This is a genomic window from Sulfuritalea sp. (genome assembly GCF_017302275.1).
Taxonomy (GTDB): domain Bacteria; phylum Pseudomonadota; class Gammaproteobacteria; order Burkholderiales; family Rhodocyclaceae; genus Sulfuritalea.
Genome location: NZ_JAFLDR010000004.1, coordinates 11,709 through 26,696 on the forward strand (window position 1 = coordinate 11,709; position 14,988 = coordinate 26,696).

A 14,988-nucleotide genomic window follows, 5' to 3' on the forward strand; every position below is an offset into this window, starting at 1 on the left:
ATGTGTGAAGTTGCGGTTGTGAGTGTCATCCGGCAATGATGCCCTGTTCCCGGAGGCTTGAGCATTCCGCCGCCGAAAATCCGGCTTCGGCGAGGACTGCGACCGTGTGTTCGCCGTACTTCGGCGGGAAGCGCAGTTCGCACTTTGCGCCGGGCCTGTCGACCGCCAGCGGCTGCATGCGCAGGGCGCGGCCGTCGGGCGCCTGCGTGCGGGTCAGCGCGCGGGCGATGGCTTCCATCTCGCGCACGGCGGGAATGTCGTTGATGGCGGCATGCGGGATGGTCGCCTGGCGGAAGGCGGCGGCAATGTCGGCGGTGGCCACGCGGCGGGTCACGGCGGCCATGTCGCGGTGGATGGCTTCGCGTTCCTTGACCCGGCCCTCGTTGGTGGCGCGCACGGCATTGGCCACCGGCGCGAACCAGGGAATCTCGGTCAGGCGCCGCCATTGCACGTCGCTGCCGATGGCCATGTAGATGAAGCCGTCGGCGGTGGGATAGACGTTGGTCGGGATGAACTTGCGATGCTCGTTGCCGCAGCGCGTTATTTCGGACGGGTCGCAGTCGAAGTCGAGCAGGGGCAGGGTGGTGATCAGCCAGGAGGCCGCCGCCTGCAGCATCGAGACGTCGATGCGGCTGCCACGGCCGGATTCAGCGCGCTCCAGCAGCGCCATCATCACGCCGGCATAGACCTCGTCGCCGGCCTTGAGGTCGATCAGCGGCACCCCGGACAGCGTCGGCGGGCCGTCGGCCGGGCCGGTGAGCTCCATGTAGCCGGCCATGGCCTGGATCACCGGGTCATAGCCGGGCGCCTCGGGATAGTCCGGGCCCATGGCCGAGATGCCGGCCCAGATCAGGTCCGCCTTTACCGCCGCGAGGCTCTCGTAGTCTATGCCGAGCTGCTTGTAGCGCTTGGGCACGGTGTTGCAGCAGAAGACGTCGGCGTCGAGTTCCTTGATCAGCCGGCGCAGTACCTCCTGGCCCTGCGGGTCCTTGAGGTTGAGCGCGATGGCTTCCTTGCCGACATTGGGCGCGATGAAATAGCTGCGCCGGTCGTCGTCGGCGACGCGACCGCCGATGTAGCGGTTGGGGTCGCCGGGCAGGCCTTCGCCGTTGGGCGTGGATTCGATGCGGATCACGCGCCAGCCTAGCTGGGCAAATCGCAGCGTCGCATAGGGCAGGCTCAATGCCTGCTCCATCGAGAGGATGGTTCTGCGCCTCACGCTGCTGCTTCCGCAGGGCCGCCCCAAGGAGGCAGCAAGCCATCAACCGGAAGCCGCGCATTTTGCGGCTGAACCGTCGTCACCCCTTCCCGTGGGGAAGGGGCTGGGGGATAGGCTCTCATCATTCCGCCTTCCACGGCTTCCAGTACAGCTTCGGCGTCTGGCCGTGCAGCGCGCGGTAGACCTTTTCCGGGGTGAAGGGTAGTTCGAACAGGCGGATGCCAGTGGCATTAGCGATGGCGTTGGCGGCGGCTGCGGCCATGCAGATGGCTGGCGCTTCGCCCACGCCCTTGGCGCCCTGCGGGCCTTCGCCGTCCATGGATTCAATGAAGGCGACGTCCATCTCGGGAATCTCGGGCGCGGTAACCAGCTTGTAGTCGCGGAAGTTGGGATTCTTCATGTGGCCGTTTTCGATCATCAGGTCCTCGGTGAATGCATAGCCCTGGCCCATTACGATGCCTCCTTCTATCTGGCCCTCGATGCCGAGGCGGTTGAGCACGCGGCCGACGTCGTGGGCCCCGGTGACCTTGACCAGCTTGACGTTTCCGGTTTCGGTGTCGACCTCGACCTCGACCACCTGGGTGCCCCAGGCATAGGCGGCGGACACGTCGCCCTTGAAGCCCTTGTCCTGGTGCACGCTGGGAGGCTCGTAGTAAAAGGTGGTCATCACCAGTTCGGCCTTGTCCTGGAAGTGCAGGTTGCGCAGCAGCTTGGACAGCTCGATGACGGCCTCGCCGCTGTCGGCCTTGATCACGAAGCCGCCGCGCAGGTCGAGGTAGTCCTCGGCAATCTCGAATTTCTTGCCCGCCACGGCAAGGATCTTGGCCTTGGCTTTCTTAGCCGCGCCGATCGCCGAGTTGCCGGCGATGAAGGTGGTGCGGCTGGCATGGACGCCGACGTCCCACGGGGTGATCGCGGTGTCGTTATTGACCACGGTTACGGCCGAGATGGGCAGCCCGAGTTCCTCGCAGACGAGTTGCGAGAGCACGGTTTCCGAGCCCTGGCCGATTTCCGAGGCGCCGGTGATCAGCGTAACGTTGGCGAAGTCGTCCATCTTGAGGATGGTGCCGCAACCGTCCGAAGGATAGATCTTGGCGCCGCCGCCAACGTGAAGCATCGACGCCATGCCGATGCCGCGCTTGATGGTGCCGGGCGCCTTCTGGTTGGCCTGGTTCTCGCCGAACTTGTGAGAGAAGTCGCTGCGCTGCGCGGCGGTGCGGATGCACTCCTTGAATCCGCAGCTCTTGAAGCTCATGCCCTGGCCGGTGACTTCGCCCGCATCCTGGGCGTTCTTCATGCGGAATTCGAGCGGGTCCATGCCGATCGACTGGGCCAGCATGTCCATGTGCTGTTCGATGGCGAAGGTGGCCTGCAGGTTGCCGTAGCCGCGGAAGGACCCGGCGTAGGGGTTGTTGGTATAGACCGCGGCGGTGTGGTAATCGCAATGCGGCACGCGGTAGAGCGATGAAAAGGTCTGCATCATGACGAAAGGCGTGGTCGCGCCCCAAGAGGTATAGGCGCCGTTGTCATGCAGGGTATGCACCTGGCGGAAAGTCAGCGTGCCGTCCTTCCTGCAGCCGCTGCGCAGGGTCAGCAGCACCGGCTGGCGCGTCGGCGAGGCGAGGAACTCCTCCTCGCGGGTGAACAGCATCTTCACCGGGCGCTTGGCGGCGCGGGCGAGGTAGAGGCAGATCACTTCGAAGGGGTAGATGTCGAGCTTGGAACCGAAACCGCCGCCGATCGGCGGCTGGATGATGCGGATTCGCGCCGGGTCGATGTTGAGATACTCGGCGAACTCGCGCTTGTGCAGGAAGGGCACCTGGGTGTTCGAGTACATCAACACGTTGCCCGAGGCGTCGAACTCGGCGATCATGCCCGAGACGCCCATGCAGCAGTGGGTCACGTAGTGCAGCTTGAAGGTGTCCTCGAGCACCACGTCGGATTCGGCCTCGCCCTGCGCGACGTCGCCGTGGGCATAGTCGAAGCGCATGGCGATGTTGTCGGGCTTGCCCTTGTGGGCGATCGAGGTTCCCTGTTTCAGGTGCAGGTGGGTGCCGTCGGCGCCGTGCGGCTCGGGGTGGATCAGGATGGCATCCGGCTCGATGGCGTCTTCGGGCTTGCCGATCACCGGCAGGTCTTCGTATTCGACCTTGATCAGCTTCAGCGCGGCCTCGGCGATCTCTTCCGATTCGGCGGCGACGGCGGCGATCTCGTCGCGCTCGCTGCGCACGCGGCCGACCTTGAGCGGGAAGTGGTCCTTGGCGACGCCGATCGGGCGCTGGTCGGGAATGTCGGCGCCGGTGATGACAATGTGCACGCCAGGCAGGGCTTTCGCCGCCGAAGTGTCGATCGACTTGATCAGGGCATGAATGCGGGCCGAGCGCAGGATCTTGCCGTGCAACTGGCCGGACAGGTTGATGTCGTGGATATAGCGCGTGCGGCCGCTGGCTTTTTCCGGCGCATCCATTTTCGCGATGCGCTTGCCGATCAGGGAGTCGGGCTCGATGATGCGATGTTTCTTTTCAGCGACTGTCATGGGGTGCTCCTCTATTCCGTGGCGCCGCAGGCGACCACGGCGTCAACTATTTTCTTGTAGCCAGTGCAGCGGCACAGGTTGCCTTCGAGGCCGCGCTTGACGCAGGCTTCGTCCGGATGGCCATGCTTGTGCAGGAGGTGGTCGGCCTGCATCACCATGCCCGGTGTGCAAAAGCCGCACTGCACGGCGCCATGTTCGACGAAGGCGTCGCGCAGGGCATCGGCGCGCGGATCGTTGGCCAGGCCTTCGATGGTGGTGACGTCGCGGCCGTTGCAATCGACGGCGAACATCAGGCAGGAGTTGAGCGAGACGCCGTCGACCTGGATGGTGCAGGCGCCGCATTCGCCCTCGCCGCAGCCATACTTGGTGCCGGTGAGCCCGATCGCATCGCGCAGCATGTCTAGCGCGTTCATCGTGACGTCGACCGTCAGCTTGCGTTTCACTCCGTTCAGGGTGAATTCAATATCGTGCTTAAGCGCTGACATTTTCGAGAACCCTCTTGGTCATGTTGTGGATCATTTCCTTGCGATACCAGGCGCTGGCGCGCACGTCGTCGATCGGGTTGACTTCGTCGCGGGCGATCGCCGCCGCGTTTTCGATCGCGGCGGCATCCAGTCGTCGGCCCTCCAGGGCCTGCTCGGTCAGTTCGGCGCGTAGCGGAGTCGGTGCGACGGCGCCGAAGGCGACACGCACCTGCGACAGGACGCCATCCCGGTAATTGCCGGCGACGCCGATGGATATGGTCGAAATGTCCAGCGCGGGACGGGTTCCGTGTTTGTAGAAGCGCGAAACATGGCCGGCGCCGGGGACGGGTATGCGCACGCAGGTGACCAGTTCGCACAGCGATTTTCGGGTCTTGCCGGGGCCGACGAAGAAGGTCGATAGCGGCATGCTGTGCCGGTAGAGCTTGTCTTCCGGCATCGAGGCCAGCTCGACACGGGCATCGAGCACCAGCAGCGGGATCAGCGTGTCACCGGCCGGCGAGGCGTTGCAGATGTTGCCGCCGATGGTGCCGGCATTGCGGATCTGGTCGCTGGCGAAATGGTCGCATGCCTCCACCAGCGCCGGCAGGTGTTGCTTGACCAGGGGGTGCTCCATGATCTCGGTGATGGTCGTCAGTGCCCCGATGCGGATCTCGTCGCCTTCCAGCGTGATGCCGGAGAGTTGCGGAATGTGGCGGATGTTCATCAGCGTGTGCTTGAACTTGATCCGCCCGGCCTGGGATTGCGGCGTCAGGTCGGTGCCCCCGGCGAGTATCGTCACGTCGCCATCCTTGAGGCACTCGACGGCCTGGTCGAGGCTGGTGGGTGCGAAGTAGTGTTTCAGTTCGGTCATTTCATTTTCCTCAGAACTTAATCGGTTCCTGGTAGCGCCCGAAAACGCTGACCAGTTCCTTGGTCATTTCGCCGACGCTGGCATAGGCCTTGACGGCCGCCATCAGGGCCGGCATGACGTTGGTTCCGGCTGCCGCGTCCGCGCGCAGCCTGGCCAAGGCGGCATCCACCGCCGTGTTGTCGCGCTCGGCGCGGATGCGCGTGAGACTCTCGATCTGCACCCGGGCATCGTCTTCGTTGTAGGGATGGAATTCGACCGGATGGTCTTCTTCCTGCTCGTTCTTGTAGCAGTTGACGCCGACCTTGGGAAACTCGCCGGAATCGATCTTGCGCTGCATGCCGTAGGCCTGGGCCGAGACCTTGGCCTGGATGGTACCCTCGGCCACCATCTTGACGATGCCGCCCTGGGCGTCGACTTCGGCCATGATTTCCTCCATCTTGGCGCGCATCTCGTTGGTCATGGTCTCGACGTAGAAGGAGCCGGCCAGGGGATCGACGGTCTCGGTGAGTCCCATCTCCGCGATCAGCAACTGCATGGTGCGCAGCGACAGTCGCGCCGAGTATTCGGTGGGTATGGTGTAGGCCTCGTCGTAGGAACACAGCGCCATGGTCTGCGTGCCCGACAGGGCCGAGATCAGGGCGTAGTAGGCGCCGCGCACGATGTTGACCTCGGGCTGCTCGAAGGTCAGGCCGCCGCCGCCGCCCGCCGCGATCATGCGCAGCCACATCGAGCCGGGCTTTTCCGCGCCGTACTGCTCCTTCATGATCTTGGCCCACAGGCTGCGCCCCGCGCGGAACTTGCAGACCTGCTCGAAGATGTTGCCGAAGATGTTGAAGTTGTAGGAGAGCCTGCCGGCGAATTCGTCCACCGGCAGGCCGCGCTTGATGGCGTCGTCGGCATAGGCCTTGGCGATGCAGAAGGCGTAGGCCATTTCCTGCGCCGGGGTCGCCCCGGATTCGCGGATGTGGTAGCCGCAGACCGAGACCGGGGTGTATTTCGGCGCTTCTTTCGCGCAGTACTCGATGGTGTCGCCGACCAGGCGGATCGAGGGTTCGACCGGGAAGATCCAGGTGCCGCGGCCGATGAATTCCTTGAGGATGTCGTTCTGCGCCGTGCCGCGCAACTCCTTGATGTCGTAGCCGCGCTTTTCGGCCATGGCGAGGTACATGGCGATCAGGATCGCCGCCGCGCCGTTGATGGTCAGCGAGACGGTGATCTTCTTCAGGTCGATGCCGTCGAAGGCGATCTCGAAATCGCGCAGCGTGTCGATCGACATGCCGACGCGGCCGATCTCGCCTTCGGCCAGCGGGTCGTCGGAATCGAGGCCGATCTGGGTCGGCAGGTCGAAGGCGACGTTGAGGCCGGTCTGGCCGTTGGCGATCAGGTATTTGAAGCGCTGGTTGGTGTCCGCCGGATTGCCGAAGCCGGCGTACTGGCGCATGGTCCAGGGCTGCTTGCGGTACATCTCGCGGTGGATGCCGCGCGTGAAAGGGTAAGCCCCGGGCTCGCCGACCATCGCCATGCCGCCGCTGGCCTCGACGTCTGCCGAGGTGTACAGCGGCTTGACCTCAATGCCGGATTCGTTGATGACTTTCTTCAGTTCGGGTTTCTGCGGAGCATTCATTTCACTTCACTCCGGATGTAGTCAGTGATGGCATCGAGCTTGGAGCCGGAGGGGAAGATGCCCTTGAAGCCGAGTTCGCGCAGGGCGTCGTGGTCCTGCGCAGGCAGGTTGCCGCCGATCACCCAGAGCTTGTCGGTCAGCCCGGCTTCTTCGAGCAGCGGCTTCAGTTTGCGGCAGAAGGGAATGTGTGAGCCGGCCATGCTGGAAAGGGAAATCACGTCGACGTCCTCTTCGAGGGCGATGCGCGCGATTTGTTCCGGCGTCTGGCGCAGTCCGGTGTAGATGACCTCGAAGCCGGCGTCCATCATGGCGCGGGCGACGACCTTGGCGCCCTGGTCGTGGCCATCGAGGCCCGGTTTGCCCAGCAAAACCTTGATGGGTCTGTTGCTCATGCGGAAACTTCCTTGGCAATGATGAGTTTGAGGATTTCGCTGGTGCCGCCGCCGATCAGCGTGAAGCGCACGTCACGCAGATACCTTTGCACCGGGTATTCCATGGCGTAGCCGTAGGAGGCGAAGACGCGCGCGGCCTGGTCGCAGACCTTGGCCGCCGTTTCGGTGGCGAACAGCTTGGCCATTGCCGCCTCCTTGTGATACGGCTTGCCGGCGTCACGCCGCCAGGCGGCGTAATACACCAGGTGTTCGGCGGCTTCGAGTTCGGTGGCCATTTCGGCCAGCTTCATCTGGATCGCCTGGTAGCGGTTGATAGGCTTGCCGAACTGCTTGCGCTCGCCGGCGTAGCGCACCGCCTCGGCCAGCGCCGCGTGGGCCACGCCGAGGCCCATGGCGCCGGTGATGATGCGGATTTCGCCCAGGGTCTTGCGCAGGTGGCTTTCGCCGTCGCCTTCGGCCTGCGAGAGGCGGTGGCTGTCAGGGACGAAGCATTCGTCGAAGGCGACCTCGGACGTCGGCAGGGCCCAGACGCCCATCTTGTGGATCTCGCGGCCGATGATGAGACCCTTGAAGTGCTTTTCGACGAGGAAGATGGTGAGTTTCTTTTCCTCGCCGGCACGGGCGAAGACGGTGAAGAAGTCGGCCACCGGCGCCGAGGTGATCCAGGTCTTCTGGCCGTTGATGACGTAGCCGCCCTCGATCTTCTTCGCCGTGGTGGCGATCGAATCGAGGTCGGAGCCGGCATTCGGCTCGGTCATGCAGATCGCGCCGATCTTCTCGCCGCGCAGCGCCGGCTTGAACAGGCGCTCGATGATGTCGGCGTTGCCCAGCAGATGCAGGAACTTGGTGCCCATCAGCGACTGCATGGCCACGGCGCCGGCCAGCGACATCGAGCCGCGCGAGATTTCCTGCAGCGCCATGGCGAACTCGGTCAACGCCATCCCCGTACCGCCGGCATTCTCGGGATAGCGCATGCCGAAGAAGCCGAGGTCGGCGAGTTCCTGGAACAGGGCGCGCGGGTATTGCTTCGCCTCGTCCAGCGCCTCGGCCTGCGGCGCGATGCGCTCGTCGCAGAAACGCGCGAAGGTGTCGCGGATCTGTTGCTGGTCTTCAGTGAGTGCGAAGTTCATTGGTCTAGGCGGCCTCGTAGCCGTAATCGCGCTTCGCCGCCTCGGGCGTGACCACGCCGTTCCTGATTTCCTCGGCCAGCAGTTTGCGGTCGCGCTTCTTCGGGTCGCCGTAGCCGCCGCCGCCGCTGGCGACCTGGTGGTATCGGGTGCCCTTGGGCACGCCGGTGATCAGGTCCTTGTTCTTCGGCACCACGGTCTGGCCGTCGGGGTAGTACAGGCGGATGAAGTTGAGGCCGCCTTCGCCGCCGCCGAAGAGGCCGAAGGCCGGTTCGAAGTCACCGTCGCCGAAAGTCACCAGTTGCGTGTCGTCGGAGCCGATGGTGAAGATGGTTTCGACGCCGAGGCCGCCGCGCCATTCGCCGGCGCCGGCCGAGTCGGTCAGCAGTTCGTGGCGGATCAGGGTGTGCGGCGTTTGCTGCTCGAACATCTCGTAGTCCTGGTCGAGCACGCCGCCGGAGGCGTCGATCATGCCGATGTGGTCGTAGCCGTCGGTGCCCTGCATCGCGCCGGAGCCACCCTTCAAGCCCATGAAGCCGATGTCCACGTACTTCTCGTTGTTCTTCGGATCGAGGCCGGTGGTCAGCGATGCCAGCAGGTTGTTCCAGCCGGCGGTAACGCGGTCGGGCATCACCGGGGCCAGCGCGCGCTGGATGGCGTCGGCATTGGGCGGGCAGAGGTGGTTGCCGAAGGTGGTGGCCTTCGGGTAGGCCGCATTCAGTATCGTGCCGCTCGGGATCACGATCTCGATCGGTTGCACCATGCCTTCGTTGTGCGGGATGTCCGGGTTCACCATCTGCAGCAGGGTGAGGATGGTGGCGGAGGCGCTGGAAGTGAAGGTGCCGTTCACGAAGCCGTTGGTCTGCGGGTCGGTCTTCGAGTAGTCGAACTTGATGTGCTTGTCCTTGACTTCGATATCGACGCGGATGGTGTACTTCGAGCCGACGAAGCGGCCATCGAAGTACACGTAGCCTTCGCCCGAGTACTTGCCGTTGGGGATCTTGGCGATCTCGGCTTCCATCATCTTGCGCGTGGCCTCGAACAGGGCCTGCTTGTGGCTTTCGTAGCTTTCGATGCCGTACTTCTTCAGCAACTCCAGCAGGCGGCGCTCACCGACGGTGCAGGCGCCCATCTCCGCCTTCATGTCGTGCTGCACGATGTCGAGGCGCACGTTGGCGAAGATCAGGTTCCACACGTCCTTGCGCAGCTTGCCGCGCTCGACCACCTTGACCGGCGGGATGCGCAGGGCTTCCTGCCAGACTTCGACCGCGTTCGGGTTGTAGCCGCCGGCGACGTTGCCGCCGATGTCGGCCTGATGGCCCTTGACCGCCGTCCAGGCCACCAGCTTGTCCTCGAAGAACACCGGTTTGAAGGCGGCGACGTCGTTGTTCTGGTTGCCCAGGCTGAAGACGTCGTTGTGGAAGATCACGTCGCCCGGATAGATCTCGTCGCCGAAGTATTCCTTGATGTACTTGCACACCGGCGCCAGCGAGAAGGCCAGGATGGGCAGGTTCTCGGTCTGCTCCAGCATGTTGCCATCGGCATCGTAGAGTCCGGTGACGTAGTCCTTGGCCTCGCACAGGATGGGCGAGCGCGTGGTCTGCTCCATTGAAATACTCATCTCGTCGGTGATCGACTTGAAGGTCCGCGCATAGACGGAAAGCAGGATGGGATCGATCTTGGTGCTCATGCTGTTACCTCCTGTTTGTCCTTGAAGCAGGCCGTGGCGAGATCCTCGCGGCCCTTCTGCCAGATGACGAAGGAACCCAGGGCATCCACCGCGCAGTCGTAGGCGTCGCTGACGAAGATGGCCGTGGTGACCTGCTCGATCATCGCCGGGCCGGTGATGCGGTTGCCGAAATGCATCTTGTGCCCGTCGTAGACCGGGGTGTCGCGGAAGGTCTTGGTTTCCGGGATGTACATGCTGCGCTTGCCCTTCAGTGCCTTTGAGGCATCGGCGCCGTCCCAGGCCTCCCGGCGATAGGTCGGCTTGTCGGTGATGCCGATCGCCTGGACGCGGACATTGATGATTTCCATCGGCGTCTTCTCGGCTTCCAGCGAATAGCCGTACAAGCGGTTGTGCTCGGCGTTGAAGGCGGCGGCGATGGCGACGGTATCGCGGGCGTCGATCAGTTCGCGCGGCACCTTGAAGGACACCTCGTGGTACTGCTTGATGTAGCGGCAGTCGAACTTGACTTCGTAGCGGCGGCGTTCTTCGGCGATGCGCTCCTCGACCAGTTGCCGTGTGCCCTCGGCCGACATCTCGTCGATCATCGAGGTCAGTTTCGCCCAGTCGATGGCTTCGAGGCGGGCGACGAAGGTGCGCACGAAGTCGTGCTTGAGTTCGCTCATCAGCATGCCGAAGGCGCACAGCACCGAGGATTCGCGCGGCACGATCTGCAGCGGGATTTCGAGCTCGCTGCAGATCAGGCAGGAATGGATCGGGCCGGCGCCGCCGGCGGGAATGAAGGGGAATTCGCGCGGATCGAAGCCGCGCTTGATGGTCACCTCGCGCACGCCCTGGGCCATGTTGTTGCAGGCGACGCGGTACATTCCGGCCGCGGCTTCCTCGATCGACAGGCCCATGGGTTTGGCGATGTGCTCCTCGATCGCGGCGCGTGCGGCGGCGGCGTCGAGCTTCATCCGGCCGCCGGCGAAGAAGCCAGGGTCGAGGTAGCCGAGCACCACGTTGGCGTCGGTGGTGGCCGGCAGCCGGCCGCCCTTGCTGTAGCAGGCCGGGCCGGGGTCGGCGCCGGCGCTTTGCGGGCCCATGCGCAGCATGCCGCCTTCGTCGAGCCAGCCGATCGAGCCGCCGCCGGCGCCGATGGTGTGGATGTCGAGCATGGGCAGGGCGATCTTGTGGCGGGCGATTTCGCCGTCGTTCTTGATCATCGGCGCATCGACCGCGACTGATGCCTCGAAGCTGGTGCCGCCCATGTCGGTGGTGATGCACTTGTTCTGGCCGTGCAGGCGCACGTAGAACAGCCCGGCGCCGGGGCCGCCGGCGGGACCGGAGAGCAGCGTAAGCGCAGCCTTCTCGCGCGCCAGCTGCGGCGAGATGACGCCGCCATTGGACTGCATGATCAGCAGCAGATTCTTGAAGCCGATACCCTTGAGGCGGCCGACCAGTTGGTCGAGGTAATGGTTCAGCTTGGGGCCGACGTAGGAATTCAGCGCCGTGGTGCTGACGCGCTCGTAGAAGCGGATCGAGGGCAGAAGGTCGGTCGACACCGATAGATAGGCGCCGGGCATTTCCTTGCGCACGAGTTCCGCCGCCGCCTGCTCGTGGGCAGGATTGGCGAAAGAGTTCATGAAGCAGATCGACACCGCCTGCACGCCTTCCTGCTTGTACAGGGCAATCGCCTGCTTGATCTGCGCCAGGTCGAGCGCGGTCGTCTCCTTGCCATCACGGTCGAGGCGGCCCGTGATACCGGCACGCAGATAGCGCGGCACCAGCGGCTTGACGTTGGTGTAGCGGTTGTTGTACTGCTCCTCGCGGATGCCGCGGCGCATTTCCAGCGCGTCGCGCACCCCTTCGGTGGTCAGCAGGCCGCATTTCGCGCCGGTGCCGGTCAGGGTCGCGTTGGTCGTTACCGTGGTGCCATGCACGATGGTGTCGATGGTCGGCGCGAAGGCTTCCAGCGACAGCGGCGGAATCATGCTGGCGGCAATGTCGGTGAGGCCGTTGACCACCGCGATCGAAGGATCGGATGGCGTGGACAAGGTCTTGAAAATCGCCGGCTCGGCGTCGTCGCGGGTGACGACGAAGTCCGTGAAAGTGCCGCCGACGTCGATTCCGATCTTAAGCGCCATGAGTTCTGCTCCGTGTATTCATCAGGTTGTTCCGGTTTCAGGCGGTTTGCGCGACCATCTGCCGCACGTCTTCCTTGCGTATCTTGCCCAGCGCGGTCTTGGGCAAGGCCTTGACCAGCACCACTTCCTTGGGATGTTTGAATCTTGCGATGCGGCCTTCCAGAAGCTTCATTACCTGCTCGCTGCTGAGCGTGCTGTTTTCCCTGGGTACCACCACGGCGACCACGATCTCGCCCCAGCGTACGTCGGGCTTGCCGATCACCGTGGCTTCGGCGATGTCCGGCGACTCGATCAGCAGGTTTTCGATCTCCGCCGGGTAAATGTTCTCGCCGCCCGAGATGATCATTTCCTTGCTGCGGCCATCGACATAGAGGAATCCGTCCTCGTCGAGGTGGCCCATGTCGCCGCTGCGGAACCAGCCATTCTCGAGCACGGCGGTGGTGGCTTGTGGCGCCTGCCAGTAGCCGCTCATGACGTTGTCGCCCTTGATCAGTATCTCGCCGGTTTCGCCGGGCTTGACGTCGAGGCCGTTACTGTCCACCAGGCGCAACTGGCAATGCAGGCCAACCCGGCCGGTGGAGCCGACCTTGCGCATCGCGTCGTCGGCCTTGAGGTAGACAGCGATCGGGCAGGTCTCGGTCGAGCCATAGACCTGTACCAGCGGCACGCCCTTGGCATGGACGGCGAGGATCACGTGACGCGGTACGATGCTCGAGCCGGTGGTGATCATGCGCAGGTGTGAAAAGTCGGCGCTGGCCCAACGGCGATGCGCCATCATCATGTCGAGTTGCGCCGGGACCAGCACGGTCAGCGTGATGTTTTCGCGTTCGAGGGCATCGAAGGTCAGGTCGGGATCGAACTTCGCATGCAGCACCACCGTGCAGCCGGCTTGCAGGGCCGGCGTGGTGAGGTTGTTGAGGCCGCCGACATGGAATAGCGGGAGGGTGTTGAGGATCACGTCGCCGGCCGTCAAACCGTGCATGTCCACGCTGTTGGCGGCATTGCAGGCGATCGCGCGCTGCGCCAGCAAAACGCCTTTGGGTTTGCCGGTCGAGCCCGACGTATAGCAGATCAAGAGCGGCGTTTCTTCGTCGATGGCGGGATCGCGTGGTGCCGGCAGCGTGCCTTGCGCGCAGAAGTCGTCCCAGTTCGTCCAGCCAGCGGACGGCGCGCCGATGGCGACCAGGACCATGCCGGCCAGCGCCTCGCCGATGCCTTGGGTCTGGGCGAGGAATTCCGCTTCGACGATCAGCACCCTGGGCGGGCAGTCCTGCAACATCTGCCTGTGCTCGGGCGCCGCCAGCCGCCAGTTGAGCGGCATGAAGAGGGCGCCCAGCCGGGCGCAGGAAAACAACAATGCCAGCATTTCCGGGCGGTTGAAGCCGAGGAAGGATACGCAGTCGCCGCGCTTCACGCCGGAAGCCGCCAGAGCCGCGGCAATGCGCTCGACCATGGCCGAAAACCCGGCATAGGAAATATGCCGGCCGGAAAAGCGGATGGCGGTCTTGTCCGGGATGCGCCCGGCGTTGTCCGAAATCCAGTTCGCCACACTCATTGGACCATCCCCCCGGCCCCCTTCGCAGTGAAGGAGATGCCCCCGGTTCGCGGGCAAAGCCCGCTCAAGGTCGCTGGCTGTGCCACCTTTGGGACGGTCCGGCGGGTGGCGCTCACGCGTCGCCGACTTCCAGGACGACGGACATGGCGGTATCGCCCGCCGCGCAGCCGGTGAACAGGCCGAAGCCGCCGCCCTTCATGGCCAGTTCCTCGATCAGTTCGATGATGGCGCGGGTGCCCATGGGTGCCTGCGGATGGCCCCAGACCAGCGAACAGCCGTAGTTGTTCATGGTGTTGAGGTCGCAGCCGGTCTGTTTGGCGAAGTAGAGGTCGTTGACCGCAAACGGGTTGTGCGTCTTGATCACCTTCATGTCGGCGATCGTCTTGCCGGCCTGCTCCAGGGCGCGTTTGGCCGCCGGCACCGTGGCTTCCGGCATGAAGGCCACCGGCACGCGGGCGAGGCCGAAGCCGTGCAGGCGCACCGCGATGTTCTTGTCGGTGGCAAGCTCGCGCGCCATTTCGCCGCTGGTGACGATGATCGCCGCATTGCCGTCGGCCGGGTGGGTCTGGCCGCCGAAGGTGACGCAGCCGCCGGCCATCACCGGCTTCAGCTTGGCGAGGCCTTCGGGCGTGGAATGCGAAATGCCTTCGTCGCCGGCCATGCTGCCCGCCGACTTCTTGAAGTTGGGCGCCGGCACGTCGAACGGCAGGGTCATGAAACGCCTGAGGAAGGCCGAGTCGTTCTCGAGCGACATGCGGTACTGTTCCTCGCGGCGCAGCACCAGCGCGTGCTGCTCGGCCGTGCCGATGCCGTGTTTGGTGGCGACGTTCTCCGCCGTTTGCAGCATGGCATGCGGCCCCAGCGGGTCGCAGTTGAAGTTATCCATCACCCAGTCTTCGGCGGCACCGGTGCCGCCCGGGCCTTTCGGGTTCGGGTAGTAGAGGTGAGGGCCGTTGGAGGTGCGGTCGCAATTGATGGCTAGCGCCACCGAGGACATGCCGACTTCGATTTCCTGGGCGGCAGCAAGCAGGCTGCGCACGCCGGTGGCGCAGGCTTGCATCAGCGTCGGGCCGCCGGCCTGGCCGGCGCCGATCAGGCCGGTGAGCCAGGGCAGGCCGTAGAAGGAATGCTTCTGCGGCACCGAGAATCCCAGTACGCCATAGTCGAAGACCTTGGGGTCGAGCTTGCGCTTCGCCAGTTCGGCTTTGGCGACATGGGCGGCGAATTCCACGCTGTGCAGGTTGGCGAAGCTGCCCTGCCAGCGGGCGAAGGGAGTGCTCCAATAAGCGCCGTAGGGGATTTCTGCTTTGTAGGTCATGGCTCGGTTCGGGATGGGTGGCAGTTCTGAAATGTCGCGGGTTGCGCCGCGGCTCGTGTCGACATTCGT

The 14,988-nt window shown here is 64.4% G+C and carries 11 protein-coding genes; all 11 read right to left on the reverse strand.

The annotated features are described in order from the left end of the window. Positions 1 to 25: 25 nt before the first annotated feature. The 11 genes from J0M27_RS03030 to J0M27_RS03080 all read right to left on the reverse strand — a co-directional run bounded on the left by J0M27_RS03030 (position 26) and on the right by J0M27_RS03080 (position 14,919). Positions 26 to 1,219: a CaiB/BaiF CoA-transferase family protein gene (locus J0M27_RS03030; protein WP_294987324.1), complete on the reverse strand. Its 1,194-nt coding sequence runs from the start codon at positions 1,217 to 1,219 to the stop codon at positions 26 to 28. Between the two features lie 121 nt (positions 1,220 to 1,340). Next, on the reverse strand, positions 1,341 to 3,755 hold the full coding sequence (locus tag J0M27_RS03035) for a xanthine dehydrogenase family protein molybdopterin-binding subunit (RefSeq protein ID WP_294987326.1): 2,415 nt from the start codon (positions 3,753 to 3,755) through the stop codon (positions 1,341 to 1,343). Between the two features lie 11 nt (positions 3,756 to 3,766). Further along, the gene (locus J0M27_RS03040) at positions 3,767 to 4,240 is read right to left on the reverse strand and encodes a (2Fe-2S)-binding protein (protein WP_294987327.1); all 474 of its coding nucleotides are present in this window, start codon (positions 4,238 to 4,240) and stop codon (positions 3,767 to 3,769) included. After that, a complete protein-coding gene (locus J0M27_RS03045; RefSeq protein ID WP_294987328.1) occupies positions 4,227 to 5,090 on the reverse strand; it encodes a xanthine dehydrogenase family protein subunit M in 864 nt (287 codons plus the stop codon). The genes J0M27_RS03040 and J0M27_RS03045 overlap by 14 nt, the downstream gene beginning before the upstream one ends. A gap of 10 nt (positions 5,091 to 5,100) precedes the next feature. Then, positions 5,101 to 6,714, reverse strand: coding sequence for an acyl-CoA mutase large subunit family protein (locus tag J0M27_RS03050; protein ID WP_294987330.1), 1,614 nt, complete (start codon positions 6,712 to 6,714; stop codon positions 5,101 to 5,103). Further along, the gene (locus J0M27_RS03055; protein ID WP_294987332.1) at positions 6,711 to 7,106 is read right to left on the reverse strand and encodes a cobalamin B12-binding domain-containing protein; all 396 of its coding nucleotides are present in this window, start codon (positions 7,104 to 7,106) and stop codon (positions 6,711 to 6,713) included. The genes J0M27_RS03050 and J0M27_RS03055 overlap by 4 nt, the downstream gene beginning before the upstream one ends. Then, positions 7,103 to 8,236 carry an acyl-CoA dehydrogenase family protein gene (locus J0M27_RS03060; protein ID WP_294987334.1) on the reverse strand — a complete coding sequence of 378 codons (1,134 nt, stop codon included), beginning with the start codon at positions 8,234 to 8,236 and terminating at the stop codon, positions 7,103 to 7,105. The genes J0M27_RS03055 and J0M27_RS03060 overlap by 4 nt, the downstream gene beginning before the upstream one ends. A gap of 4 nt (positions 8,237 to 8,240) precedes the next feature. Then, positions 8,241 to 9,923, reverse strand: a complete 1,683-nt coding sequence (locus J0M27_RS03065) for a hydantoinase B/oxoprolinase family protein (protein WP_294987336.1) — start codon at positions 9,921 to 9,923, stop codon at positions 8,241 to 8,243. Further along, on the reverse strand, positions 9,920 to 12,046 hold the full coding sequence (locus J0M27_RS03070) for a hydantoinase/oxoprolinase family protein (protein ID WP_294987338.1): 2,127 nt from the start codon (positions 12,044 to 12,046) through the stop codon (positions 9,920 to 9,922). Before J0M27_RS03070 ends, J0M27_RS03065 begins: the two co-directional genes overlap by 4 nt. Before the next feature lie 37 nt (positions 12,047 to 12,083). Beyond that, complete coding sequence (locus J0M27_RS03075; protein ID WP_294987340.1) at positions 12,084 to 13,601, reverse strand: long-chain fatty acid--CoA ligase; 1,518 nt, start codon at positions 13,599 to 13,601, stop codon at positions 12,084 to 12,086. Positions 13,602 to 13,713: 112 nt separating this feature from the next. Continuing rightward, positions 13,714 to 14,919 carry a thiolase family protein gene (locus J0M27_RS03080; RefSeq protein ID WP_294987342.1) on the reverse strand — a complete coding sequence of 402 codons (1,206 nt, stop codon included), beginning with the start codon at positions 14,917 to 14,919 and terminating at the stop codon, positions 13,714 to 13,716. Between the last annotated feature and the right edge of the window lie 69 nt (positions 14,920 to 14,988).